Source organism: Rhodococcus sp. TAF43, assembly GCF_052113525.1.
Classification (GTDB): Bacteria; Actinomycetota; Actinomycetes; order Mycobacteriales; family Mycobacteriaceae; genus Prescottella.
The window spans coordinates 35478-61154 of sequence record NZ_JBFRDL010000020.1 but is presented as its reverse complement, the minus strand read 5'-3'; the positions used below and the strand labels follow the sequence as shown (position 1 = coordinate 61154).

Below are 25677 nucleotides of genomic sequence, written 5' to 3'. Positions count from 1 at the left end.
GAAGGCGAACGCAAACTCGCAGGTCACAGCGTAGAGAGGGGAGCCTTGGTTGCGTTTGTCCCAGGGGTGTGAATTAACCTTTTCTCAACACGGTGGACTCATGACCGTTTGAAACGCCCTCGAGCAACGTCGCCGGGGCGGACGTCAGTCCCGTGCCGAGGCTCAATGACGAGCCATTCTCGGTCGGTGCCGAACACAGTGTCGTGTCGGTACATGCTCTGCAGTTGTATGGCCATCAGCGCTGCTGGTCGTCGGTGCATTTACGCATACGAAGGCAGTAGGTATGAAGCATCTTCCCGGGCCCCAGGGGCTCTACCACCCGGCAAACGAGCACGATGCGTGCGGCGTCGCATTCGTCGTCGACATGCACGGTCGTCGCAGCCGCGACATCGTCGAGAAGGCGATCACCGCGCTGGTCAACCTCGAGCACCGTGGTGCCGCGGGTTCCGAGCCCAACACGGGTGACGGTGCCGGCATCCTGCTCCAGGTTCCGGACCGGTTCCTGCGCGCCGTCGTCAACTTCGAGCTGCCCGCCGAGGGCACCTACGCCACCGGTATCGCGTTCCTGCCCCAGGGCGCCGACGCCGCCGACGAGGCCGCGTCCGGTGTCGAGAAGATCGTCGCCGAGGAGGGCCTGACGGTCCTCGGCTGGCGTGCGGTCCCCACCGACGACTCGTCGCTCGGCTCTCTCGCCCGCGACGCGATGCCGACGTTCCGTCAGGTGTTCATCGGAAGCGCCGGTTCCGCCGAAGACACCGTCACGGGCATGGACCTCGAGCGCCGTGCGTACGTCATCCGCAAGCGCGTCGAGCACGAGCTCGGTGACGCCGGTGCCGGCGAGGACGGCCCGGGCCGCGAGTCGGTGTACTTCCCCAGCCTGTCCGGCCAGACGTTCGTCTACAAGGGTATGCTCACCACCCCGCAGCTCAAGGGCTTCTATCTGGACCTGCAGGATGACCGGCTCGAGAGCGCGCTGGGCCTGGTGCACTCGCGCTTCTCCACCAACACCTTCCCGTCGTGGCCGCTGGCGCACCCGTTCCGCCGCGTCGCCCACAACGGTGAGATCAACACCGTCAGCGGCAACGAGAACTGGATGCGGGCCCGCGAGGCGCTCATCCGCTCGGATGTCTTCGGTGAGGGCGCGCTCGACAAGATCTTCCCGATCTGCACGCCGGGCGCCTCGGACACCGCCCGCTTCGACGAGGTGCTCGAGCTGCTGCACCTCGGCGGCCGCAGCCTGCCGCACGCCGTGCTGATGATGATCCCGGAGGCCTGGGAGCGTCACGAGAGCATGGATCCGGCGCGCAAGGCGTTCTACCAGTACCACTCTGCGCTCATGGAGCCGTGGGACGGACCGGCGTCGGTGTGCTTCACCGACGGCACCGTCGTCGGCGCCGTGCTCGACCGCAACGGCCTGCGCCCGTCCCGCGTGTGGGTCACCGACGACGGCCTCGTGGTCATGGCGTCGGAGGTCGGTGTCCTCGACATCGCCCCCGAGAAGATCGTGCGCAAGATGCGCATGCAGCCGGGTCGCATGTTCCTGGTCGACACCGCGCAGGGCCGCATCATCTCCGACGACGAGATCAAGTCGGAGCTCGCGGCCGAGCACCCGTACCAGCAGTGGATCGACGAGGGTCTCGTCCAGATCGACGACCTGCCGGAGAGCAAGTACACGTACATGACCCACGACCGGGTCGTGCTGCGCCAGCAGATCTTCGGCTACACCAACGAAGAGGTCAACCTCCTCGTCAAGCCGATGGCGATCACCGGTGGTGAGGCGCTCGGCTCGATGGGCACCGACACCCCGATCGCGGTGCTCTCGGCGCGCCCGCGGATGCTGTTCGACTACTTCCAGCAGCTGTTCGCTCAGGTCACCAACCCGCCGCTCGACGCGATCCGCGAGGAGATCGTCACCAGCCTGGGCGGCACCATCGGCCCCGAGGCCGACCTGCTGAACCCGTCGGCGGMGTCGTGCCGACAGATCGTGCTGCCGCAGCCGATCCTGCACAACGACGACCTGTCGAAGCTGATCCACCTCAACGACAATGCCGAGTTCCCGCACTTCCGCAGCGTCGTCGTCCGTGGTGTGTACCCGGTCGCGAAGGGCGGCGAGGGGCTGCGCAAGGCCCTGGACACGGTGCGCGACAAGGTTTCCGAGGCGATCGCGGGTGGCGCCCGCATCATCGTGCTCTCGGACCGCGAGTCCAACGAGAAGTACGCGCCGATCCCGTCGCTGCTGCTGACGTCCGCGGTGCACCACCACCTGGTGCGCGAGAAGACCCGCACCAAGGTCGGTCTCATCGTCGAGTCCGGCGATGCCCGCGAGGTCCACCACATGGCGGCGCTGCTCGGCTGCGGTGCCGCGGCCGTCAACCCGTACATGGCCTTCGAGACCATCGACGAGCTGCTGCAGAGCGACCAGCTGCAGGGTTTGACGCTCGACAAGGCCGTTTCGAACTACATCAAGGCCGCCGGCAAGGGCGTGCTGAAGGTGATGTCGAAGATGGGCATCTCGACGCTCGCGTCGTACACCGGTGCCCAGCTGTTCCAGGTGATCGGCCTGTCGCAGGAGGTCGTGGACGAGTACTTCAGCGGCCTGCACTCCAACCTCGGCGGCATCGGCCTGGACGAGATCGCCGCGGATGTCGCTGTGCGGCACGCCAATGCGTACCTCGACCGTCCGGAGCTGCGCGCGCACCGCGAGCTCGAGGTGGGCGGCGAGTACCAGTGGCGTCGCGAGGGCGAGTACCACCTGTTCAACCCGGACACGGTGTTCAAGCTCCAGCACGCCACCCGGACCGGCCAGTACGAGGTGTTCAAGGAGTACACCAAGCTGGTCGACGACCAGTCCGAGCGCCTGGCGTCGCTGCGCGGTCTGTTCAAGTTCAAGACCGTTCTGCGCGAGCCGATTTCGATCGACGAGGTTGAGCCGGCCAGCGAGATCGTCAAGCGGTTCTCGACGGGCGCGATGAGCTACGGCTCGATCTCCGCCGAGGCCCACGAGACGCTCGCGATCGCGATGAACCGTCTCGGTGGACGCTCCAATTCCGGTGAGGGCGGCGAGCATCCGTCGCGCTTCACGCCGGACGAGAACGGGGACTGGCGCCGGTCGGCGATCAAGCAGGTCGCGTCGGGCCGCTTCGGTGTCACGTCGAACTACCTGACCAACTGCACCGACATCCAGATCAAGATGGCGCAGGGAGCCAAGCCCGGCGAGGGTGGCCAGTTGCCGCCGCACAAGGTGTACCCGTGGGTCGCCGAGGTGCGCGGCTCCACCCCGGGCGTCGGCCTCATCTCGCCGCCGCCGCACCACGACATCTACTCGATCGAGGATCTGGCACAGCTGATCCACGACCTGAAGAATGCCAATCCCGCGGCCCGCATTCATGTCAAGCTGGTCTCGGAGATCGGTGTCGGCACCGTCGCCGCGGGTGTCTCCAAGGCACACGCCGACGTGGTCCTCATCTCGGGTCACGACGGTGGTACGGGCGCGTCGCCGCTGACGTCGCTCAAGCACGCCGGCGCCCCGTGGGAGCTCGGCCTCGCCGAGACCCAGCAGACGCTGCTGCTCAACGGTCTTCGCGACCGCATCGTGGTCCAGGTCGACGGTCAGATGAAGACCGGCCGCGACGTCATGATCGCGACGCTGCTCGGCGGCGAGGAGTTCGGTTTCGCCACCGCGCCGCTCGTGGTCTCGGGTTGCATCATGATGCGCGTGTGCCACCTCGACACCTGCCCGGTGGGTGTGGCGACGCAAAACCCGGTGCTGCGCAAGCGTTTCGCGGGCCAGCCGGAGTTCGTGGAGAACTTCTTCCTGTACATCGCCGAGGAGGTGCGCGAGCTGCTCGCCGAGCTGGGCTTCCGCACCCTCCAGGAGGCGGTCGGCCAGGTCGACGTCCTCGACACCACCAAGGCGCTCGAGCACTGGAAGGCGTCCAAGCTGGACCTGTCGCCGATCCTGCACAAGGTCGAGTCCGCGTTCATGGATCAGGACCTGTACTGCTCCGGCACGCAGGAGCACGGTCTGGAGAAGGCGCTCGACCAGCAGCTGATCGAGCAGGCACGCGATGCGCTCGACAAGGGCGAGGCCGTCGCGTTCGAGTCGGCGATCACCAACGTCAACCGCACGGTCGGCACCATGCTCGGCCACGAGCTGACGAAGGTCTACGGCGCGCAGGGCCTGCCGGACAACACGATCGACATCACCTTCACGGGTTCGGCCGGCAACAGCTTCGGCGCGTTCGTACCCAAGGGCATGACGCTCCGCCTGCACGGCGATGCCAACGACTTCGTCGGCAAGGGCCTGTCCGGTGGACGCATCGTCGTCCGCCCGCCGCTGCAGATGGCCGCGGGCTTCGTGCCCGAGGACAACATCATCGGCGGCAACGTGATCCTGTTCGGTGCCACCACGGGTGAGGTTCTCATCCGCGGCATCGTGGGTGAGCGTTTCGCAGTCCGCAACTCCGGCGCCACCGCTGTCGTCGAGGGCGTGGGCGATCACGGTTGCGAGTACATGACCGGCGGCAAGGTGGTCATCCTCGGCAAGACGGGACGCAACTTCGGCGCCGGCATGTCCGGTGGTGTCGCGTTCATCTTCAATCCGGACCGTGATTTCGGGACCAACCTCAACACCGAGTTGGTTGATCTCGAGGACCTCAGCGTCGAGGACTTCGAGTGGCTGCACGGCGCCATCGAGCGCCACCGCGACGAGACCGGATCCGAGGTTGCGGCCCGGATCCTCGCCGACTGGTCGCACCAGAAGGCACATTTCGCGAAGGTCATGCCGCGCGACTACAAGAAGGTCCTCGTCGCTATCGAGACCGCGAAGAAGAACGGAATCAACGTGGACGACGCAATCATGGAGGCAGCTCGTGGGTGATCCGAACGGCTTTCTGAAGCACACGTCGCGCGAACTGCCCATCCGCCGTCCGGTGCCGCTGCGCCTGATGGACTGGAAGGAGGTGTACGAGGATTTCTCCTCGGACACCCTCGAGACCCAGGCCGGCCGGTGCATGGACTGCGGTATCCCGTTCTGCCACAACGGTTGCCCGCTCGGAAACCTCATTCCCGAGTGGAACGACCTGGTCCACAAGGATCGGTGGCGCGAGAGCATCGACCGGCTGCACGCGACCAACAACTTCCCGGAGTTCACCGGCCGGCTGTGCCCGGCGCCGTGTGAGGCGGCGTGCGTGCTCGGCATCAACCAGGACGCCGTGACCATCAAGCAGGTCGAGGTCGAGATCATCGACCGTGCCTTCGACGAGGGCTGGGTCCAGCCGGTGCGCGCGTCGCACATCACCGGCAAGAAGGTGGCCGTCGTCGGCTCGGGCCCCGCGGGTCTGGCTGCCGCACAGCAGCTCACGCGTGCCGGGCACTCGGTGACGGTGTTCGAGCGTGAGGACCGCATCGGCGGTCTGCTGCGCTACGGCATCCCCGAGTTCAAGATGGAGAAGCGCCACATCGACCGCCGCCTGGCGCAGATGGAGGCCGAGGGCACGGTGTTCCGCACCGGCGTCAATGTCGGTGTCGACATCACCGCCGAGCAGCTGCGCGAGCAGTTCGACGCGGTCGTCCTCGCCGGCGGTGCCACCGAGGCGCGCGACCTGCCGATCCCGGGCCGCGAGCTCGACGGCATCCACCAGGCGATGGAGTTCCTGCCGATCGCCAACCGGGTGCAGCTGGGCGATCTGGCCGAGCCGACCATCACGGCGAAGGGCAAGAAGGTCGTCATCATCGGCGGCGGCGACACCGGTGCCGACTGCCTCGGCACCAGCCACCGTCAGGGCGCCGAGAGCGTGCACCAGTTCGAGATCATGCCGCGCCCGCCGGAGCAGCGTGCCGACCAGACCCCGTGGCCGACGTACCCGCTCATGTACCGCGTCTCCTCCGCGCACGAGGAGGGCGGCGAGCGCGTGTTCTCGGTCAACACCGAGGCGTTCGTCGGACGCGAGGAGAACGGCCGGCAGGTCGTCGCTGCTCTGAAGGCCCACGAGGTCAAGATGGTGAACGGGCGCTTCGAGAAGGTCGAGGGCTCGGACTTCGAGCTCGAGGCCGACATCGTGTTCCTCGCGATGGGCTTCGTCGGCCCGGAGAAGCCGGGTCTGCTCACCGACCTGGGCGTCGACCTGGGCGAGCGCGGCAACGTCGCCCGCTCGTCGGAGTGGGCAACCAACGTCGACGGTGTCTTTGTCGCCGGCGACATGGGCCGCGGTCAGTCGCTGATCGTGTGGGCCATCGCCGAGGGTCGCTCGTGCGCGGCCGCGGTCGACCAGTTCCTCGAGGGATCGACGGCCCTGCCGTCACCGATCAAGACCACCAGCGCGCCCCAGCGCTGATTGCAGATTTCGGCGGGGACCAGCGTCGTTCCCCGCCGATGTGAAGGCCCGAAGGCCCCGTTCCACGCAATTCGCCTCGCGTGGAACGGGGCCTTCGTCCGTTTCGACACCCTCTTTCTGGACGATCGACCAGAAAACGCTTATGCAACGATCCTGCAACGGCTAGGGTCCGCCTCGTGTGATGTACGCCACATAACCGCCAAGTCGGGGGGCGGGCTACCCGAGGAGGATCTGTGTTCTCGTCAACGCTTCGTAGACTCGCGACACCGGCGCTCGCCGCCGGTGCCGCGCTGGCGGTGATGATCGGCGCCGGTGCCGGCGTCGCCGCGGCCGCTGACCCGCCGTCGAGCAATACCGGCATCGTCGACAACCTCAATTACTCGAAGACCGTCGTCGGCCCTGCGGTCCTGCACCCCGGCGATACCGTCACCTACAAGAGCGAGATCAGCTTCCGAGGCGGCCTCGAGCGGTCGATCGCCAAGATCAGGGACATTCCGCCCGCCGGCTTCGTTCTGCAGAGCGCCAAGGCGACCTACCTCGGCGTCACCACCAGGGCCTCGATCACCAACGAGAGCGACGGTGGCGTCTCGGCCAAGTGCACGAGTGGCTGCACCTTTCTGGTCGGCGGCTTCGTGGTCAAGGGCGGTCAGCCCGTCACGTTGGAGGCTACCTACAAGGTGCCGGACACATTCGCGTTCGGAACCTACGACAGCGGTCTCCTCTTCGACGTGAACGCGTTCACCACCCAGTCGGGGCAGAACCCGTTCAACGTGAACGTGCAGGTGGTCGATCCCAACGTGACCACGGCGACCACGCTGCAGGCGCCGGCGTCGGCCAAGACCGGTGAGTCCGTCACTCTCACCGCCACGGTCGATCCGACGAATGCCGCCGGTCAGGTGCAGTTCAAGGACGGCGACAACAACATCGGTTCGCCGGTCACCCCGGTGAACGGGGTTGCGACACTTCCGCACACGTTCGACACAGTCGGCCCGCACTCGATCAGCGCGGTGTTCACCGCCGGTGCCGGGTTCCACAACTCGACGTCCACGGCGCACACCGTCGACGTCACCGCCGACACCACCACGACACTGCAGGCGTCGCCGAACCCGGCTCTCGTCGGCCAAGATGTGACCGTCACGGCGACCGTGACCCCGGCCTCGGCCGCGGGGCACGTCCAGTTCAAGGTGGACGGCGCGAACTACGGTGAGCCCGTTGCGGTCTCGAACGGTACCGCGAGCATCACCCGCACCTTCCCGGAGGCTTCGGCGCACAGCTTCACCGCCGATTTCGTCGGCACGGGCGGCTACAACAACTCCGCCGCGTCGTCGGCCGACTTCACCGTGAACAATCCCGACTGGAGCACCACGACCATCGTGGTCGAACCGGTGAGCGCCGAGGCCGGCAGCCCGACCAACCTCATGGCCACCGTCCGTCCGATCCCGACCGGCGGCGAGGTCGTCTTCCGCGTCGACGGCACCGAGGTCGGACGTGCCGATGTGGGCACCGCAGACGGTGTCGCAGTTCTCGAGCACACCTTCGACACCGCCGGTTCCTACCAGGTGGTCGCCGAGTTCACCGGCACCGAGGGCTTCGGCGCCTCCACCTCCGCCGAGTTCACTGCCACGGTCGCTCCGGCCGCGCCCGTGCTCACCGCGGTGAACGCGGACCTGAAGGTCCAGGGCCTGTCCGTGGTCGGCCAGACCGTCACGCTCACCGTGGACGTCGATCCCGCCGACGCGCAGGGCACCGTCCAGTTCTACAAGGGTACCGAGGCCATCGGCGGCCCGGTGGCCGTCGTGGACGGCAAGGCCACCATCACCACCTCGCTCGACTCCGAGGGCACGCAGGTGCTCAGCGCGAAGTTCCTCGGCGGCGAAGGCTTCCGGGACACCGTCTCGAATCCCGTGGTGCTGAACGTGTCCGCTGCGCCGGAGAACCCGGGCACGGGTGCAGGGAGCTTGGGCTCGCTGAGCGGGCTGTTCACCGGATCGCTGGGGAGCTGACGAGATGAGTGCAGGAGGATCGATGAATTCCAGGCTTTTCCGCTACATCGCACCGGTTGCGGTGGGTGCGACGGTCGCCTCGGGTGCGGCACTGCTCGGCGCCGCCCCGGCGGCGGCGGAGGTGGTCACGACAGCGTTCAAGAACGCGTGCCAGGCGACTCCGGACTCCAGTCTGGCCGGCGGCCCGCAGCACCAGGTGCAGGAGGCATCGGTGACGGTCGACGCGCCTACGTCGGTCGCGCCGGGCGAAGAGTTCGTGGTGACCATCATCCCGCCACCGATCTCGGTACCGAACGATCTGGGCTCGGGTGCGAGTCTCAACAACGTGTCGCGACTGAAGATCGACGTGGCGATGCCGGAGAACGCGCAGTTCCTCGGCGCCGAGGTGGTGGCGGGCACGAGCTCCGGACTGTCCGGTGTCACGCCCAACGTGCTCGTCGTCAACGAGCAGGGCACCGTGGATGCCAACGGCAAGATCATTCGCCTGTCTGGCAACAACCAGACCATCGGTAACGGTCCGAGCGCTTCGAAGAATTCGGAGGGGGGTATCAAGGCCGCCGCGACGGGCGGCGCGAACACGAGCTTCCAATTGCCGCAGGTCAAGGCGCGACTGAAGGCCGGCGCCACTGGCGAGGTCCAGTTGAAGCTGCGCATGGCAGGCAATGCCGGGAATTACGCCGACGACGCCAACTTCCTGACGTTCCTTCCGCGGGCAAATGCGCCGTGGCCGGTGAGCAACGTATGGGCGCCGACCCAGTGCAGCCCGAGAGACAGTTCCAGTGGTCCGCTCAACACGGGTGCCGGCCCTCTCTCGACTGTGCGGATCCAGCGCGCGGTCGTCGATACCGTCACACGTCTGGACGGCCCCAGTGCTGTGACCAACGGCAGCGAGTTCACTCTCAGCGCGACGGTGGTGCCCACCCCGGACAGCGGGCAGGTTCAGTTCACTCTCGGCGGCGAGAATGTCGGTGCTCCGGTCGATCTGGTGAACGGCAAGGCGTCGCTCACCCAGACGCTCGACGTCGACGGCGACTACACCTACGAGGCCAAGTTCCTGGGCGCGGAGTTCTCCAACCCGTCGTCCGGCTCGAAGTCGGTTTCGGTGACCTCGCTGGACATCCAGACCGCCACGTCAGTCACCGGACCGGATCACGACGCCTACCGTGACCAGCCGGTGAACCTCACTGCGAAGGTCGAGCCGGGCGTCTCCGGCGGCACGGTGACCTTCGAGGTCGACGGCACCGCGGTCGGCACCGCGAACGTGATGGACGACGGTTCCGCGGTGCTCCCGCACACCTTCACTACCAACGGCACTCATCGAGTGATCGCTCGCTACTCGGGTGTGGAGGGGATCTCCCCGTCGGTTTCGCTGCAGTACCCGGTGAGCGTGACCGAGGCCCCGGCCGCGGACGTCGCCACCACGATCACCGTCGATCCGGTCGCCTCGACCGCGAAGGGCTCGCCGGTGACGCTCACCGCCCGTCTCGACCCGGCGGACGCGCGTGGCATGGTGCAGTTCAAGCTCGGTGACACGCTCCTCGGCGGCCCGGTGCGGGTGGACGGGAACGGTGTCGCGACCTTGACGACGTTCTTCCAGAACCCGGGCGAGTTCGTCGTCACCGCCCAGTTCACGGCCGACGCCGGCTTCATCGACTCGGCTGCGGCACCCGTGAACGTCAGCGTGACCGGTGACCCGGACACGTTGCCGGGGAACGAAGGCCCGGGAAGTCTCGGTAGCTTGTCGGGGTTGTTCGGCAGCTTGGGAGGCTGATCTGAGTCAGGCGGCGGGCCCCCTCGACAAGTCGAGGGGGYCCGCCGTTTTCGATCCCCGCGCACCCGTTTCGTCGGCTCTGCGAAGGACCCCACACGGAACCGTCCGTCCGGTAACGTGCGTTTACCGATCGTGCACCGTCTCGCAACGTAGACCTGCCAGTATCTACGTGTCGCGTCACCCGGAGGCGTTGTCACGGGAGGGGACGTCACGGCTCGTGGCCATGGGGAAGTGGCCACTCGGATCAGTGAGTGGGGTGCGGTGTTGATGCGTGTGAAGAATTCTCTGACAGTGATCGGCGCCTGCGTTGCAACAGTTTTCGCTTCGGCGGTGTCGGTCGGGGTGGGGTCCGCGCAGGCTGCGCCGGCGTGCCCGAACCTCCATGTAGTCGCCATTCCGGGCACTTGGGAGACGTCGACCGAGGCCGACACTCGGCCCGGACCGGGCATGCTGGCCGCCGTCACCGATCCGCTCCCGTCGACGGCGAGGGTCGATTACGTGACGTACGCCGCGACGGCGTTCCCGTGGGAGGCAGAGGTCTACGGGGCCTCCAAGCGTGAGGCCGTCGACAATGCCCGGGCGATCATCGCCGACGCGGCCCAGCGGTGTGGCAACACCAACTTCGCGATCATCGGCTACAGCCAGGGCGCCGACGCGGCCGGTGACCTGGCCGCCGAGATCGGTACCGGACTCGGGGTGGTGCCCCCGTCCCGGATCGTGGCGGTCGGCCTGTTGTCCGATCCTCGCAGGTCCGAGGGCGACACCCTCATCGGTCCGCCTGTGATCGGCAACGGTGCGGGCGGGCCGCGGATCGGCGGCTTCGGAATGGTCACCCCGCAGACCCGGACGTTCTGCGCGGTCGGTGACCTCTACTGCTCCACGCCCAAGGACGACTTCGTCACCCGCCTGGCCGGATTCCTGGCCCAGAACTCGTCGCCGCTCGCGCCGCTCACCGGGCGGTACACGCAGGAGGCGCTGACGATCGTGCAGGATCTGATCGCGGCGGGCGGCGTGCCGACCCTGCAGGCGCAGTCGTCCGACGGCGCCAACCAGGACCGCGCCGAGAAGCTCACGCAGTTCTACGAGTCCCAGGTGCACCAGGACTACCGGGGCTACGTCGTGGACCGCAACGGCGCGACCGCGACGTCGTGGATGGCGAACTGGTTGCGGTCGTCGGCCTGACGAGCACGGGGTAGAGCCCGCGAGCCGACGGCTCGCGGGCCCTCTCGATTGTCAGCAGTACGTCCGCTCCGCGGTCGAGACATAGATCTCCGCGATCCGATCCGCCGGCATCGGGAGGAACTGTGCGTACGCCGTTCCGACCGAATCGAATTCGGCCAGCACGCTCGACCGGGCGTCGCCGCGCGCGAGAGCCTCGCACGTGCCCTGTGCGTACAACACCTCGGCGGCGTCCATGCCCGTCGGTGGGATCCCCGCCACCCGTAACGCGGCGAGATAGCGCTGCCCGCGCTCCCCGGAGTCGGCGACGATCCGGTCGGGGGAGCGGCTGTCGATGCCGCCCGCTGCAGGGGGCGCCGGCGGCAGCGGGGCCGGTGGCGGCACCGTCGTCACCGGTGGCGCAGGGGCCGCGGTCGTGGTGGGCGGGGCTGGAGCAGTGGGCGATTCGGCCGCAGGCGTCGGGGCGGCCGTGGCCTCGGCCGGTATCGACGTTGCCGACGATGCCGACGATGCCGACGACGTGGAGGACGACGCCGCGGCCGTTGTGGTGTCGTGCTCCGCGCGGACCGTGCCGGAGTCCGCGCCCCTGCACCCGGCGAGGAGCAGTGCGCCGGCGGCCGCGACCACGACGGTAACTGCACGTGTGCTGGTCATGGTCGATCAGTCTTGCACGCAAAACTACCGACTGGTAGACCCTAATCTCCGTAGCGGCGGAAAGCGGCGAATTCCCCATTCGTCGGCATTGCGCTGTGGTATAAACCAGCTCAGCTGTTACCGCCTGTAACAGTGGAACTCGCGCAGAGTTCGTTCCCGAAAATGCAGACTGCTGCGGGTTTTCGGGGCCGTCTCCGGTGCTGTGGAACGCTGACCGCGCTGCGCAGCAGATTGATTCACCGTAGTTCGCGGCGGGCTTGCGTCCGTCGCAGTTCGTTACCTCTGCGCGTCCGCAAACGCGGTCGCGTGTGTCGAGTGTTCGGTAACTGAGGAGAACGCGTGAAGAACGATTCGTCTAATTCGTGGTGGCGCGCCGGTAAGCGCGTGGCCGTTGTGGGGGGCGCGATCGGTGCGTCCATGGCATTGCTGGCGCCCTTGGCATCGGCTGATCCGGTGACCACGCCGGTCCCGGGCGGCGCGGTGTGCGACCCGGACCTCACCGAGGCATGCCTGTCCGTCGTCGTCAGAAACGGCACGTTCTCGAACAACGGCTTCACCCTGCCGATCGGTGACGGTGACATGATCATCGCCGGCAACCTGGGCGAGGTGGACTTCGTTCCGCGGGACGACGGCAGCAACGGCGTCTACAGCAAGCCGCTGACCGTGCCCGGTGGCGTGCTCGGGATCGATCTTCCGTTCGACAACCTGTTCGGGCTGGCCGCGGTGACGTCGACCGTGGAGGCGGTGGATGCTCCGGTCTTCAACGGGATCATCACCGATTTCGACATGACGCTGCCGGTGAGGCTGAAGATCGACAACCCGTTCCTCGGCGACAACTGCTACATCGGGACCGAGGATGCCCCCGTGGTGTTCGAGTTGAACAAGTCGAACCCGATGGACGATCTGCCCGTCACCGACATAACCACTCCGTATCCCGCGGGAACCGCTGCGATCGACAACATCCAGAACACGGCGACGGATTTCCAGCTCCCGGGCGCCACGGGTTGCGGTCCGTTCGGGATGCTCAACCCGATCGTCAACTGGCGAGCCAAGGTGCCCGCCGAGTCCGGTACGACGCTGACGACGAAGTCCACCGGATTCCTGTTCCCGGCGAACGCCGGGGGCACCGATCCGCTCGACGACTCGGGGACCGGCGCCGGTTCGAGCGGTTCCGGTGGCTCCAGTGGTTCGAGCGGCTCCGGTTCGAGCGGCTCCAGCGGTAGCTGATCTCGCATGACGCGCGGGCGTCCCGTCGATCCGTCGGGGGATCGGCGGGACGTCCGTCGGCGTCAGCGCAGGCCGTGGAAGCGGGCCATCATCTTCTCGGTGACGGCGCGCGGCGCGAGGCGGCGCACGGTGAACACCAGCGGTGCCATGTTGCCGACGGCGTAGAGCGGCTTCGGCTTGTCCGCCTCGATCGCCTTGACCACCAGCTCGGCCACCTTCTCGGCCCGGATGCCGCGATCCTCGTTGCGCTGCATCGCATTCGCGACGGTCGTGTAGTCGCCCGTGTAGGGGGATCCGTCGCCGATGTAGCGGGTGCGGCGGTCGCCGATGCCGGTCGCGATGGTGCCCGGCTCGACGGTGGTGAGCCACACCCCGAACGGGCTCAGCTCGCGGCGCGCCGCCGACGCGAACCCCTTGAGCGCGCACTTCGCGGCGACGTACGACGATCGGAACGCGAGCGGAAAGCTCGCGAGCATCGAGCCCACCATCACCACTCGGCCGTAGCCTCGCTCGCGCATCCTCGGCAGCAGCAACTGGGTCAGCTGTACCGCGCCGAGGACGTTCACCTGGAACAGCCGGTCGATCGCGTCGGTGGGCAGCTCCTCGAACGGGCCCATCTGGCTCTCGCCGGCGTTGTTGACGAGGACGTCCACATCGCCCGCGGCCCGCGCGCACGCCTCGATGCTCGTCCGGTCGGACAGGTCCAGGGCGAGGTACTCGACCCCCCTGATCCTCGAGTTGTCCTGCAGGGCAGCGGGATTGCGGGTGGTACCCAGCACCCGGTAGCCGCGCGCCACCAGCAGGCGTGCCACCTCCCGGCCGATGCCGGACGACGCACCCGTCACCAGCGCGGTGCGGCCCGCGCTCATCCGAGGCTCCGTCCCAGTGCGCGCCCGGCGGCCCGTCCGGAGAAGATGCAACCACCCAGGAACGTGCCCTCGAGCGCGTTGTAGCCGTGCACGCCGCCGCCGCCGAACCCGGCCACCTCACCGGCCGCGTAGAGGCCGTCGAAGACACTGCCGTCGGGCCGGATCACCTGCGAGTCCAGGTTGGTCTCGAGGCCGCCGAGGGTCTTGCGGGTGAGCAGGTTCAGGCGCACCGCGATCATCGGCCCGTGCGCCGGATCCTGCAGACGGTGCGGCTTGGCGACGCGAATCACCTTGTCCGGCAGGTAGGAACGCGCGTTGTTGATCGCCATCATCTGCATGTCCTTGGAGTAGGAGTTGTCCACCTCGCGGTCGCGGGCGGTCACCTCCCGCTCCACCTGCGCGTAATCGAGCGGGGGACCGGGGTTGATCGCGTTCATGCCGTCGACGAGGTCGCGCAGGTTGTCGCGGACCACGAAGTCCTCGCCGTGCTGCTTGAAGGCCTCGACGGGGCCCGGCGCCCCCTTCTTGACGCGCCCCAGCAGCAGCTTGAGGTCCTTGCCGGTCATGTCGGGGTTCTGTTCGGACCCCGACAACGCGAACTCCTTCTCGATGATCGACTGCGTGAGGATGTACCAGGAGTGGTCCTGCCCGGTGCTCAGGATGTGCTTCAGCGTGGCGAGGGTGTCGAAGCCGGGGAACAGCGGCACCGGCAGGCGCTTGCCGGTCGCGTCCAACCACAGCGAGGACGGGCCGGGAATGATGCGGATCGCGTGGTTGGGCCAGATCGGATCCCAGTTGACGATGCCTTCGGTGTAGTGCCACATGCGGTCCCGGTTGACGATGTTGCCGCCGGCGTCCTCGGTGATCCCGAGCATGCGGCCGTCGACGTGCGCGGGGACCCCGGTGATCATCCGCTCGGGCGCACGGCCCAGGCGGTCGACGGGCCAATTCTTCTTCACCAGTTCGAAGTTGCCGCCGATGCCGCCGGACGTGACGACGACCGCCTGGGCGCGCAACTCGAATTCGCCTGCGGGAGTGCGCGACGACTTCACGCCCCGCGGCTCGGTGGACGGTTCCAGAACGGTGCCGCGCACGCCGACCACGGCGCCGGACTCGACGATCAGCTCGTCCACCTGGTGCCGGTAGCGGAAGGTGACCTGGCCGCGGCTCGCGGCGTCGAGGACGGGCTCGCGGAAGACCCGCACCACCTCGGGGCCGGTGCCCCACGTGATGTGGAACCGCGGCACCGAGTTGCCGTGACCGTACGCGAGTCCGGCGCCGCGCTCGGCCCAGCCGACGTTCGGCATCAGCCGCAGCCCCAGATCGTTCAGGTACGAACGCTTCTCGCCGGCCGCGAAGTCGACGTACGCCTCGGCCCACTGCCGGGGCCAGTGATCCTCACGGTCACGGTCGAAGCCGGCGCTGCCCATCCAGTCCTGCAGGGCCAGTTCACGTGAGTCCTTGATGCCCATCCGGCGCTGCTCGGGGCTGTCGACGAAGAAGAGCCCGCCGAGCGACCAGAAAGCCTGCCCGCCCAGGTTTTCCACGTTCTCCTGGTCGACGACCAGCACCCTGCGCCCGGCCTTGACGAGTTCGTGTGTCGCGACCAGACCTGCCAGTCCCGCTCCGACCACGATGACGTCGGCTTCTGTTGCCACGGCCTATCTCCTGTCCGTATCGGTACTGCTGCTGTAACTGCTCACGACGGTGACGAACAGGCGTTCGCGCGCCTGCCGCACCGCCTCGTTGTGGGGTTCCATGAGGACCTGGATGCTGGTGCCGTCGTGGAGGGCGACGAGCGCGTGGCCGAGCGCCTCCCGATCGGTGACCCGGCGGCCCGCGGCGGCGAGGGCGTCCTCGATGATCGGCATGATCGTCTGCAGGATCGCGTCCTCCCGTGCCACCATCACGCGGGTGAGTGCCGGGTTGCGCAGTGCGTGTGCGGTGAACTCGGCGGTGATGCGGTACCACGCGTCGTCGACGGGGATGGCCGCGAGGACGAGCGCGACGGCCGGCTCGAGTGTCATGGTCGACGGCCGTGAGGCCGCGTCGGCGAGGGCGGTGCGGATGCCGTCGAGCATCTGTGCGGAGCGCTGCTCCCACATGGCGAGGAACAACTCGTCGAGCGAGGTGAAGTTCGAGTAGAACGCGCCCCGGGTGTAGCCGGCCCGATCGCAGACCTGCTCGACGGTGGAGCGTCCGAACCCCTCCGCCGCGAACACCTCGCCGGCGGCGTCGAGCAGGCGCTGGCGGGTCTCCGCGCGTCGCTTCGTGACCCGCCGGGGCTTGGTGTCGGCGCCCGCGGCGCCGGTCGTGGATTCGGACGTCTGCACTGGTCACCCCCGGTTTCGGGATCGGAGAACCCTTTCGATACAAAACTGTATCCGATGAACGGGGCGCGTACCGTCGGAATTGTGCAGGTCTGGTACGTGAGCTACGGGTCCAACATGTCGCGGGCCCGCCTGGACTGCTACCTGCGCGGCGGATGTCCGGCCGGGGGAGGGCGCACGTACACCGGGGCCCGAGATCCGGGCGCGCCCGCCGACCGCGTCGCCGTCCGACTGCCCGGCACGGTGCACTTCGCGGGCGAATCCCTCGTGTGGGGTGGCGGGCGCGCGTTCTACGACCCGGAGGTGCCCGGTGATACCGCCGCCTGCGCGTATCTGGTGACCGCCGAGCAGTTCGACGACATCCATGCGCAGGAACCGCCCTGCTACGACCGCATCGTCGATCTCGGGGACCGCGACGGCGCGCCACTGCGCACGTTCACGTCCGTCGTGGGCCGCGGTGACGTCGCCCCGACCGAGCCGTCGGCCCCGTATCTCGCCACGATGACGACGGGACTTCGCGAGGTGTTCGGTTGGAATTCCGAACGGGCACAGGCCTATCTGCGCCGTTTGGTGGGCTGACCAGGGTACCGTCGGGAAGCCGCACGCTGTGGCGGCGCTCACAGAAAGAGGATCTGATGTCGAATCTGCATGTCGTAGCGACCATTCCGGCCAAGTCCGGATCCGAGAACGTGGTGCGTGCCGCGCTCACCACGCTCGCGGAGGCCACCCGCAAGGAGGATGGCTGCGTGTCGTACGACCTGTACGAGTCGGCGTCGGCGCCGGGCACGTTCGTCGTGGTCGAGGTGTGGGCGGGTCAGGACGCGCTCGACGCGCACATGAAGTCCCCGCACATGCGTGAGGCGGCCGGTGCCTTCGGTTCGCACCTCTCGGCCGCCCCCGGCATCCACCCGCTGCGCCCCGTTTCCTGATCTTGCCCGCGTTTTGCGCACTTACCGGCCCTGTTCGGGCCCGCGGATCAGCGATAAGTGCGCAAAACGCGGTATCGGGGGGTTCCGATCGCCGTGACAGGTGTCCGACACCACGCCGACCGATCTCACGTTTTCGCGTCCTCTGTCGTCAGTAGTGCAGGAGCCCGCACCCGGCGGGCGCGAGGCAGGAGACCGTCATGACGAAGCTGTATTCCGACCGTCCGTCGGCGCCGGTTCACCGCGTGGTGGTCCTGGGCGCAGGGTATGCCGGGGTGCTCGCCGCCAACCGGATCCTGTCGAGCCGGGGCGGTATGCCGGGCGAGGACCCGGCCCGGAACTGTTCTGTGGTCGTGGTCAATCCCCGCGCCGACTTCGTCGAGCGCATCCGCCTGCACGAGGTCGCGGCGGGCACCCGTTCGACGGCGGCGGTGCCGCTACGGGACCTGCTGCACGGCGATGCGGAGATCGTCGTGGGGTCGGCGACGGCGATCGACGCGGCCCGGCGCCGCGTGGACGTGGCCGTCGGTGACGGCGTCGAATCCGTCGGATACGACACCCTCGTGTACGCGGTCGGCAGCAACACCGACCGGTCCGTCCCGGGCGTGGGTGAGCACGCCCACCACGCCGGTGACGCCGATTCGACGGAGGCCCTGCGCGCAGCGGTGGCCGCGCTCGCGCCGGGTTCGATGGTGCGGGTCGTCGGCGGTGGTTCGACGGCGATCGAGATCGCCGGTGAGATCGGTGCCGCCCGACCGGATCTCGCCGTCGAGATGGTGTCGGCGGGTGGCGTGGCCGGCTTCATGCGCGATGCCGCCCGCAGCCGGGTGCTCGCCACCCTCCGCCGGCTCGGTGTCGCGTGGCGGGACGACACCCGCGTGACCGAGGTACGCGACCGCGAACTGCTCACCGCCGACGGGACCGTCCTCGGGTTCGACGTGTGCGTGTGGGCCGCCTCGTTCACCGTGCCGGACCTCGCCGCGCGCAGCGGACTGGCGACGGACGCCGCCGGACGCCTCCGCGTCGACTCGACGCTGACCAGCATCGACAGCCCCGCGATCGTCGGCGCCGGTGATGCCGTCGTCGCGCCGCCCGAGGTGGGTGCGCACCTGCGCATGGCGTGCGCGGTGGCGATGCCGCTCGGTGGGCACGCCGCCCACACCGTGCTGGCACGGGTACGGGGCGCGCGGCCCCCGACGCTGTCCCTCGGCCTGGTGGCCCAGTGCATGAGCCTGGGGCGCAAGGCCGGGTACCTCCAACTGGTCCACCCCGACGACCGTCCGCGCCCGGTCGCGGCGTCCGGGCGGCTCGGTGCCATGATCAAGGAGTCGATCCTGCCGGATGACCGTCGACAAGATGCGCGCCGAGCGGACCCGGCCCGGCGCCTACAAGACCCCCAAGGGGCCGCGCCCGCGCGCGGCGTCCCGGGTGGTGGAGGAGATCCGATGAATCTCGTTCCCGAATCCTCCGATTACAAACAGCTTTTCGGTGTGGCGTATCGGATGCTCGGCTCGGCCCACGACGCCGAGGACGCCGTGCAGGACGCTGTCGTCCGGTGGCAGGCACTCGGGGACGGCGAGCGGGCGTCGATTCGCGAGCCGCTCGCGTGGATGACGACGGTGGTCAGCCGGATCTGCCTGGATCAGTTGGGGTCTGCCCGTGCCCGGCGGGAGTCGTACGCGGGCATCTGGCTGCCGGAACCGGTGCCCGGCACCATCGGCCCGGCGACCGTGAGCGGACGGCCACCGGATCCCGCCGATGCGGTGACGCTCGACGAGTCGGTGTCGGTGGCGTTGATGCGGGCGATGGAGTCGCTGACGCCGGGCGAGCGGGTCGCGCTGATCCTGCACGACGTGTTCGGTATGCCGTTCGCGGAGATCGGGGACGTCGTCGGCCGGACACCGGACGCGTGCCGTCAGCTCGCGTCCACGGCGCGGCGTCACCTGCGGTCCGCGCCGAGGTTCCAGCCGGAGGACGAGCAGCGGAGGCAGGTGGTGGCCGCGTTCACGGCGGCCTGCGCCACCGGCGACATCGACGCTCTGACGACCGTTCTCGCGCCGGAGGTGGTGTCCCGCGCCGACGGCGGCGGAATGCCGGGCATCGCGCGGGTGCCGGTGGTGGGTGTCGAGCGGGTCGCGCGATATCTGCTGGGCATCGTCGGACTCAGTGAGGCGCGTGGACTCACGCTGGGTGCGCGGTTCGCGTCGGTGAACAACCGCACCGGGAGTGGTCATCTCGTTCGACGATCAGGTGGCCGCGGTCCTGGATCTCGCCGTCGCGGACGGACGTGTCCACGAGATCGCGATCATCATGAACCCCGACAAACTGGGGGCCTGGGCCGAGCACGTGCGCAAAACGCGGGGGAGCGGGGTTTCACGTGGAACCGGCAGAACCGGACACCCCGTGCACGTCCCGCCATGTCCGGTCGTTCAGGACCGTCGCCGCGACCAGGACCATCCACCCGCTCATCGACAGCAGTTCGACGCGCTGGGCGAAGCCGAGCCAGCTGTGGCTGCCCGACGGGTCGTCGACGCCGACGAGCATCCACAGCGTGCCGACGAGGAACAGCACCACGACGGTGAGCCCGGCCCACCACATCGCCTGCGGTGCGCGGTAGACGTAGATCGCGATGATGAACGCGAGCGCCGAGACCACCGCCGCCGTCACCGACAGCGTGCTCGTGAGTGCGTGCCACTGGTGGGTGAGTGGCACCTGCGCCGCCTCGCACGCGGGCTTCGAACACCGCAGCGGCAGCCGGGAATCGGCGATCGTGCCGACGGCGAACACACCGAGCGCGATCCAGCCGACGACGGTGAGGAATCGCCACGGACGGATGGTCAGCCCCACCAGCGCGGCGATCGTCAGCACGATCCCGGTCAGCAGGTCACCGCTGCGGTAGAGGATCCCGTGTTCCTGATCGGTCGCCGCCAGTTGGCTGGCGAACCCCTCGAACGGGCCCTCCCCGGTGTTCAGGACGAACGCGAGTACCCACGACGAGTACAGGATCGCGCCCGCGATCAGCAGCGCGGCGAGCAGGTACCGCCGGACGGTCATCGTCACCGCGTCCTCAGTTCCGCGGCTTGGCGAACGGGAAGGCGAGCGACTCGCGGATGCTGCCGCCGGTGATGAGCATGACGATCCGGTCGACGCCCATGCCGAGGCCACCGGTGGGCGGCATCGCGTGCTCGAGGGCCTGCAGGAAGTCCTCGTCCAGTTCCATCGCCTCGGCGTCGCCGCCGGCCGCGAGCAGTGACTGCTCGGTGAGCCGCTGCCGCTGGTCGATCGGGTCGGTCAGCTCGCTGTATGCGGTGCCCAGTTCCATGCCCCACGCCACCAGGTCCCACTTCGCGGCCACGCCCGCAATGGTGGGGTGCGGCCGGGTCAGCGGCGACATCGACGTCGGGAAGTTGGTGTAGAACGTCGGGAACTCGGTCTGCCCCTCCACCAGGTGTTCGTACATCTCCTGCGCGACGGCACCCGCGTCCCAGCTCTTCTGGTACTCGATCTCGTTCTCGTCGCACAGCTTCTGCAGGATCTCCAGCGGCGTCTCGGGGGTCACCTCGACGCCGACCTTCTCGGCGACCGCACCGTGCATCGTCTTGACCGGCCATTCGCCCGAGATGTCGACGGCGACCAGTTCGCCGTCCGGTCCGGGCCGCATGATCGTCTGGCTGCCGTGCGCGGCGACGGCCGCTGCCTGGATCAGCTCGCGGCACAACACCATCATGCGTTCGTAGTCGCTGTGCGCCTCGTACGCCTCGAGGATCGTGAACTCCGGGTTGTGCTTGAAGTCCACGCCCTCGTTGCGGAACACGCGCCCGATCTCGAACACCTTCTCCATTCCGGCCACGCACAGTCGCTTGAGGAACAGCTCCGGCGCGATCCGCAGGTACAGGTCCAGGTCGTACGCGTTGATGTGGGTGACGAACGGGGCCGCGTTGGCGCCGCCGTGGATGCGCTGCAGGATCGGCGTCTCCACCTCGAGGTAGTCGCGACCGGACAGCGTGTCGCGCAGCGACTTCACGATCGCGGTGCGTGCGGCCAGCAGCCGCCGCGACTCGGGGTTGATCGCGAGGTCCACGTACCGCTGCCGCACCCGGGTCTCGGCGTCGGTCAGGCCCTTCCACTTGTCGGGCAGCGGGTGCAGGCACTTGCCGTTCATCCGCCAGTCCGTCGCCAGCAGCGACAGCTCGCCCTTGCGGCTGCGGCCGATGGTCCCGCTGACCTCCATGAGGTCCCCGAGGTCGAAGTCGGCGGAGAACTCGTCGAGGCGGTCACCGACGGCGGTTCGTTCGATCAGCACCTGGATGTCGCCGGACCAGTCCCGCAGCACCGCGAACGCGACACCGCCGTACGTGCGAATTCGCAGCAGTCGGCCCGCGATCCGCACCCGCGTGCCCTCGGGCGAGGCGGCGGCCGCGGCGACCGTGTGGGTCGGGGGATAGGCGACGGGGTAGGGGTCGATGCCCTCGTCGGCCAGGCGCTCGAGCTTGTCCATCCGTACCCGGACCTGCTCGGGGCGGCGGGGCCCGGTCGGATCGACCTTGGCGGGGACGATCTCCGCGGCAATCGGGGCGGCGTCCGGTGCGCTGCCGTCCGCGTGCAGGATCCCGGAGTGCGCCAACGCTTCCGGTACCGCGGTGTGACGGCCGGTGTGGGCGAGGGCGTCGGTGCGGTGACCGAAACTCGGCAGCGTCAGGAAGCCCTCGGCGATGGCCGACGCGATCGCGACGCGGGGCAGCTGCCGGTTGTCGTCGAAGCACAGGTAGCGCGGCGCCCACTCCGGCAGGTACTTCACGTTGGAGCGGTACAGCGCCTCGAGCTGCCACCACCGGGAGAAGAACAGCAGCATCGAGCGCCACACGCGCAGGATCGGGCCGGCGCCGATGCGGGCACCCTCCTCGAACGCCGACCGGAACACCGCGAAGTTCAGCGATGTCCGGATCACCCCGAACTCGTCCGCGCGGGTCGCGAGCTCGGTGATCATCAGTTCGTTGACGCCGTTCGGGGCGAGCGGGTTGCGGCGCATCAGGTCGAGCGAGGCCCCGTTGGAACCCCACGGCACGAGCGAGAGCATGCCCAGCACGCCACCGTCGGGTCCGATCGCCTCGACCAGCAGGCAGTCACCGTCGAGGGGGTCGCCGAGCCGTCCGAGGGCCATCGAGAAGCCGCGCTCGGACTCGGTGTCGCGCCAGCTGTCGGCGCGGGAGATCACGTCGGCCATCTCGGCGGGCGGGATGTCGCGGTGGCGTCGGATCCGGACGGTGACGCCCTGCCTGCGGACGCGGTGCACGGCCTGGCGCACCTGCCGCATCTCGCGGCCGTTCAGGCTGAAATCGCGGGTCTCGAGGATCGCCTCGTCGCCGAGTTGGAGGACGGACAGTCCGCCCCGCTTGTAGGCGGTGGCGCCGGCCTCGCTCGCGCCCATCACCGCCGGAGCCCAGCCGTACTTCGACGCGAGCTCGAGCCACGCGTCGATCGCGTGCGACCACGCCTCCGGGTTGCCGATCGGGTCGCCGCTGGCGAGGCACACCCCGGCCTCGACTCGGTAGGTCACCGCGGCCTTGCCGCTCGGAGCGAAGACGACGGCCTTGTCGCGTCGGGTGGCGAAGTAGCCGAGGGAATCGCCTCCGCCGTACGCGTCGAGCAGCCCGCGCAGCGCCGATTCGTCGTTGCCGGTCAACGCGTTCGATGCCCGCTGCGATCGGAACAGCGTGATCACCGCGGCGAGCAGCGCGAGTGCGCCGAACAGTCCGAGCAGGGTGTTGACGAACGCGTGCGGGTGGCCGTCGAACTGCTCGTTCTCGATCACCACGAGCGCGGTGACGCGGTTGAGGGCCCAGAAGAACCGTTGGCCCGACGGCAGGGTGCCGGGGAACATCTCCACCAGCGCCCAGCCGAGGAGCGTGCCGACCGCGAGACCGGCCACCAGCACCCCGAGGGCTTTCCAGCCGGCGCCGCGTCGGACCCGGGTGTAGAACTCCTTGTGCGCGGCGATCAGGATCCCGATGACCGCCAGCTGCACGACGAACGCGACGGCGGAGTTGATGTTCTTGTCGACCACGGCCGTCACGGCGTTCAACACCGCGAACACCGTCAGGTAGATCGTGAGCAGCCACCACGCGATCCGCTTGCGGCTCGCGAGCGCGGCGGCGACGAGCCCGAGGACCAGTGCCCACGCGAAGCTCGTGTCCGGGGCGTCGAAATAGTAGTTCTCGACGTACACGCGCGGGGTGTGGACGAGGTACCGCAGCGCCGGCGACAGGCTCCACAGGAAGACCAGGACGGAGAACACCCCGAGGACGAGTCCCGCGATGTGTGGAACTTCGCTCAGGTGTCCGCGTTTCGGCGCGAGGGAGGACCGGTGTTGTTCCGGGTTCTCCGCCGCATCGGCAGGGGTGCCGGTGCTCGTGGCCATCGAGGTCCTTCCCGTCACGGTGTGGTGTCTGTCTCCAGTGTGAGGCGTCGAAGGGCTGTTTGGGGCGAAGGAGGATGATGGTGGCATGTCTGACGCTGTGGACGCTGTGCCGATCCGTGACGAGTCGATCCGCCTGGGTCAGTTCCTCAAGCTCGCCAATCTCATCGATTCGGGCGCCGAGGCGAAGGGCGTCATCGCCGACGGGCTCGTGAGCGTCAACGGCGAGGTCGAGATCCGTCGCGGTCGACAGTTGCGCGACGGCGACGTCGTGGAGATCGGTGGGATGTCGGCACGGGTGAGCGGTCCCGAGGCGCAGTAACGCTCGGTCCGATCCACCCGCACGGCGCGTCGGCGCCCACTCCCCGACGGACGCCGGGAGGGAGCGGGACGGCATGACGGCGAGTGAGGGTTCGGGGACCACGACGGTACCGCGTCGGCACCTGCTGTCGCGAGCGTTGTCCGGCGTGCTGGCCGCCGCGATGGTGCTGGGTGTGGGGGAGTTGCTGTCGGTGCCGATCGGCGCGGAGTCCTCACCGTTCTTCGCGGTCGGCTCCACCACCGTCGATCGGAGTCCCGCGTRGGCGCGGGAGTTCGCGATCACCACGTTCGGCACCGGCGACAAGCCGGCCCTGTTCGTCGGCATGAGCATCCTGATCGTGCTGCTCACCGCGGTGGCCGGGATGATCGAACAGCCGCGGCGCCCGTACGGCAGCGCGATCCTGCTCGCGCTCGGCATCGTCGGGGTGTACGCCGCGACCCACCGTCCCGGCGCCACCGCTGTCCACGCGCTGCCGACGATCGCCGGTGTGGCCGCCGGCATCCTCACGCTGCGGGTGCTCACCGCGCGGGCACGGGTTCCGGAGGGAGCTGCCGTCGAGGTCTCGGGCATGCCACGGCGCACCTTCCTGATCCTGGCTGCATCGGTGGCCGCCGCGGCTGCCGCCGCCGCGGCCACCGGCCGCTACCTGGCGGGCACCGTCTCCGGGGCGATCCGGAACCRCAGCAACCTCACCCTGCCCGGCGTCGCCGCAGCCGACCGCGCGGCTCCGATCGCGCCCGGCACCGACATCGCGGTGCCCGACGTCACCCCCTTCATCACCGCCGACGACGACTTCTACCGCATCGACACCGCGCTGCAGGTCCCCATGCTCACCACCGAGAACTGGCGCCTGCGCATCCACGGCATGGTCGATCGCGAGGTCACGCTCACGTGGGACGACCTGACCGCGCGGAAACCGATCGAACGGGCCGTCACGCTCACCTGCGTCTCCAACGAGGTCGGTGGCCACCTCGCGGGCAACGCCACCTGGATCGGCTACCGGATCGCGGATTTGCTCGACGAGGTCGGCGTCTCGCCCACCGCGGACATGCTGCTGTCCACCAGCTCCGACGGGTTCACCGTCGGGACACCGGTCGCGGTGCTGCGCGACGGCCGCGACGCGATCCTCGCGGTCGCGATGAACGGTCGACCGCTGCCGTTCGAGCACGGCTACCCGGTCCGTCAGGTGGTGCCCGGTCTGTACGGGTTCGTCTCGGCGACGAAGTGGGTGGTGGACTGGGAACTGACACGCTTCGACCGCGCGGAGGCGTACTGGACGCGGCGCGGGTGGGCGGAGCAGGCGCCGATCAAGACGGCGTCGCGCATCGACGTGCCCGCGGCGTTCGGGAGGATCACCGCCGGTCCGAGGGTCGTCGCGGGGACCGCGTGGGCGCAGCACCGCGGCATCGCGAGGGTCGAGGTCCGCGTCGACGGCGGCGAGTGGCAGACCGCGACGCTCGCGCCGCTGTACTCGATCGACACGTGGCGGCAGTGGACGTGGCAGTGGGACGCCCCGCCCGGGGTGCACAACCTGCAGGTGCGGGCCACCGACCTCGACGGCAACACCCAGACCGAGAAGCGGACGGCGCCGATCCCCGACGGTGCCAGCGGATGGCACTCGTGCACGGTCACGGTGTCCTGACCGC

General features: G+C 68.7%; 16 protein-coding genes and 1 pseudogene. 11 read left to right on the top strand and 6 right to left on the bottom strand.

All coding sequences use genetic code 11. From position 1 onward, the window contains the following. Window positions 1–283: 283 nt before the first annotated feature. The 5 genes from gltB (at window position 284) to AB4Z09_RS14430 (ending at window position 11291) form a co-directional block, all read left to right on the top strand. A complete protein-coding gene (gene gltB, locus AB4Z09_RS14450) occupies window positions 284–4879 on the top strand; it encodes a glutamate synthase large subunit (RefSeq protein ID WP_442240055.1) in 4596 nt (1531 codons plus the stop codon). Further along, window positions 4872–6335: a glutamate synthase subunit beta gene (locus tag AB4Z09_RS14445; protein WP_174907225.1), complete on the top strand. Its 1464-nt coding sequence runs from the start codon at window positions 4872–4874 to the stop codon at window positions 6333–6335. Before gltB ends, AB4Z09_RS14445 begins: the two co-directional genes overlap by 8 nt. Before the next feature lie 233 nt (window positions 6336–6568). Further along, entirely contained in the window at window positions 6569–8338 is a 1770-nt protein-coding gene (locus AB4Z09_RS14440) for an Ig-like domain-containing protein (RefSeq protein WP_442240054.1), read from the top strand. Window positions 8339–8360: 22 nt separating this feature from the next. Further along, entirely contained in the window at window positions 8361–10109 is a 1749-nt protein-coding gene (locus AB4Z09_RS14435; RefSeq protein ID WP_442240053.1) for an Ig-like domain-containing protein, read from the top strand. 267 nt (window positions 10110–10376) lie between these two features. Beyond that, a complete protein-coding gene (locus AB4Z09_RS14430) occupies window positions 10377–11291 on the top strand; it encodes a cutinase family protein (RefSeq protein WP_174907227.1) in 915 nt (304 codons plus the stop codon). A 51-nt stretch (window positions 11292–11342) separates the two neighbouring features. Here AB4Z09_RS14430 and AB4Z09_RS14425 read toward each other — a convergent pair whose 3' ends face one another. Continuing rightward, window positions 11343–11942, bottom strand: coding sequence for a DUF732 domain-containing protein (locus AB4Z09_RS14425; RefSeq protein WP_442240052.1), 600 nt, complete (start codon window positions 11940–11942; stop codon window positions 11343–11345). A gap of 339 nt (window positions 11943–12281) precedes the next feature. Here AB4Z09_RS14425 and AB4Z09_RS14420 point away from each other — a divergent pair, with 339 nt between their 5' ends. Beyond that, the gene (locus AB4Z09_RS14420; RefSeq protein ID WP_442240051.1) at window positions 12282–13169 is read left to right on the top strand and encodes a hypothetical protein; all 888 of its coding nucleotides are present in this window, start codon (window positions 12282–12284) and stop codon (window positions 13167–13169) included. Between the two features lie 62 nt (window positions 13170–13231). Here AB4Z09_RS14420 and AB4Z09_RS14415 read toward each other — a convergent pair whose 3' ends face one another. The 3 genes from AB4Z09_RS14415 to AB4Z09_RS14405 are packed head-to-tail and all read right to left on the bottom strand — an operon-like array spanning window position 13232 to window position 16371. Beyond that, entirely contained in the window at window positions 13232–14038 is an 807-nt protein-coding gene (locus AB4Z09_RS14415; protein ID WP_174907232.1) for an SDR family oxidoreductase, read from the bottom strand. Beyond that, window positions 14035–15696, bottom strand: a complete 1662-nt coding sequence (locus AB4Z09_RS14410) for an FAD-binding dehydrogenase (RefSeq protein ID WP_114720364.1) — start codon at window positions 15694–15696, stop codon at window positions 14035–14037. Before AB4Z09_RS14410 ends, AB4Z09_RS14415 begins: the two co-directional genes overlap by 4 nt. Window positions 15697–15699: 3 nt before the next feature. Next, window positions 15700–16371, bottom strand: a complete 672-nt coding sequence (locus AB4Z09_RS14405) for a TetR/AcrR family transcriptional regulator (protein ID WP_442240050.1) — start codon at window positions 16369–16371, stop codon at window positions 15700–15702. Between the two features lie 54 nt (window positions 16372–16425). Here AB4Z09_RS14405 and AB4Z09_RS14400 point away from each other — a divergent pair, with 54 nt between their 5' ends. The 3 genes and pseudogenes from AB4Z09_RS14400 to AB4Z09_RS14390 form a co-directional block, all read left to right on the top strand. After that, the gene (locus tag AB4Z09_RS14400; protein WP_442240049.1) at window positions 16426–16947 is read left to right on the top strand and encodes a hypothetical protein; all 522 of its coding nucleotides are present in this window, start codon (window positions 16426–16428) and stop codon (window positions 16945–16947) included. Between the two features lie 56 nt (window positions 16948–17003). After that, the gene (locus tag AB4Z09_RS14395; protein ID WP_114720368.1) at window positions 17004–17297 is read left to right on the top strand and encodes a putative quinol monooxygenase; all 294 of its coding nucleotides are present in this window, start codon (window positions 17004–17006) and stop codon (window positions 17295–17297) included. A 197-nt stretch (window positions 17298–17494) separates the two neighbouring features. After that, a pseudogene (locus tag AB4Z09_RS14390) lies at window positions 17495–19186 on the top strand (FAD-dependent oxidoreductase); the annotation flags it as partial. A 481-nt stretch (window positions 19187–19667) separates the two neighbouring features. On the opposite strand, the gene AB4Z09_RS14385 reads toward AB4Z09_RS14390, so the two are convergent. Next, on the bottom strand, window positions 19668–20348 hold the full coding sequence (locus AB4Z09_RS14385) for a DUF998 domain-containing protein (protein WP_442240048.1): 681 nt from the start codon (window positions 20346–20348) through the stop codon (window positions 19668–19670). A gap of 13 nt (window positions 20349–20361) precedes the next feature. Next, window positions 20362–23712 carry a bifunctional lysylphosphatidylglycerol synthetase/lysine--tRNA ligase LysX gene (lysX, locus tag AB4Z09_RS14380; RefSeq protein WP_114720486.1) on the bottom strand — a complete coding sequence of 1117 codons (3351 nt, stop codon included), beginning with the start codon at window positions 23710–23712 and terminating at the stop codon, window positions 20362–20364. A gap of 85 nt (window positions 23713–23797) precedes the next feature. On the opposite strand from lysX, the gene AB4Z09_RS14375 reads away from it, so the two are divergent. Next, window positions 23798–24031, top strand: a complete 234-nt coding sequence (locus tag AB4Z09_RS14375) for an RNA-binding S4 domain-containing protein (RefSeq protein WP_114720376.1) — start codon at window positions 23798–23800, stop codon at window positions 24029–24031. Between the two features lie 73 nt (window positions 24032–24104). Then, window positions 24105–25673 carry a molybdopterin-dependent oxidoreductase gene (locus tag AB4Z09_RS14370; RefSeq protein ID WP_442240047.1) on the top strand — a complete coding sequence of 523 codons (1569 nt, stop codon included), beginning with the start codon at window positions 24105–24107 and terminating at the stop codon, window positions 25671–25673. Window positions 25674–25677 lie beyond the last annotated feature (4 nt).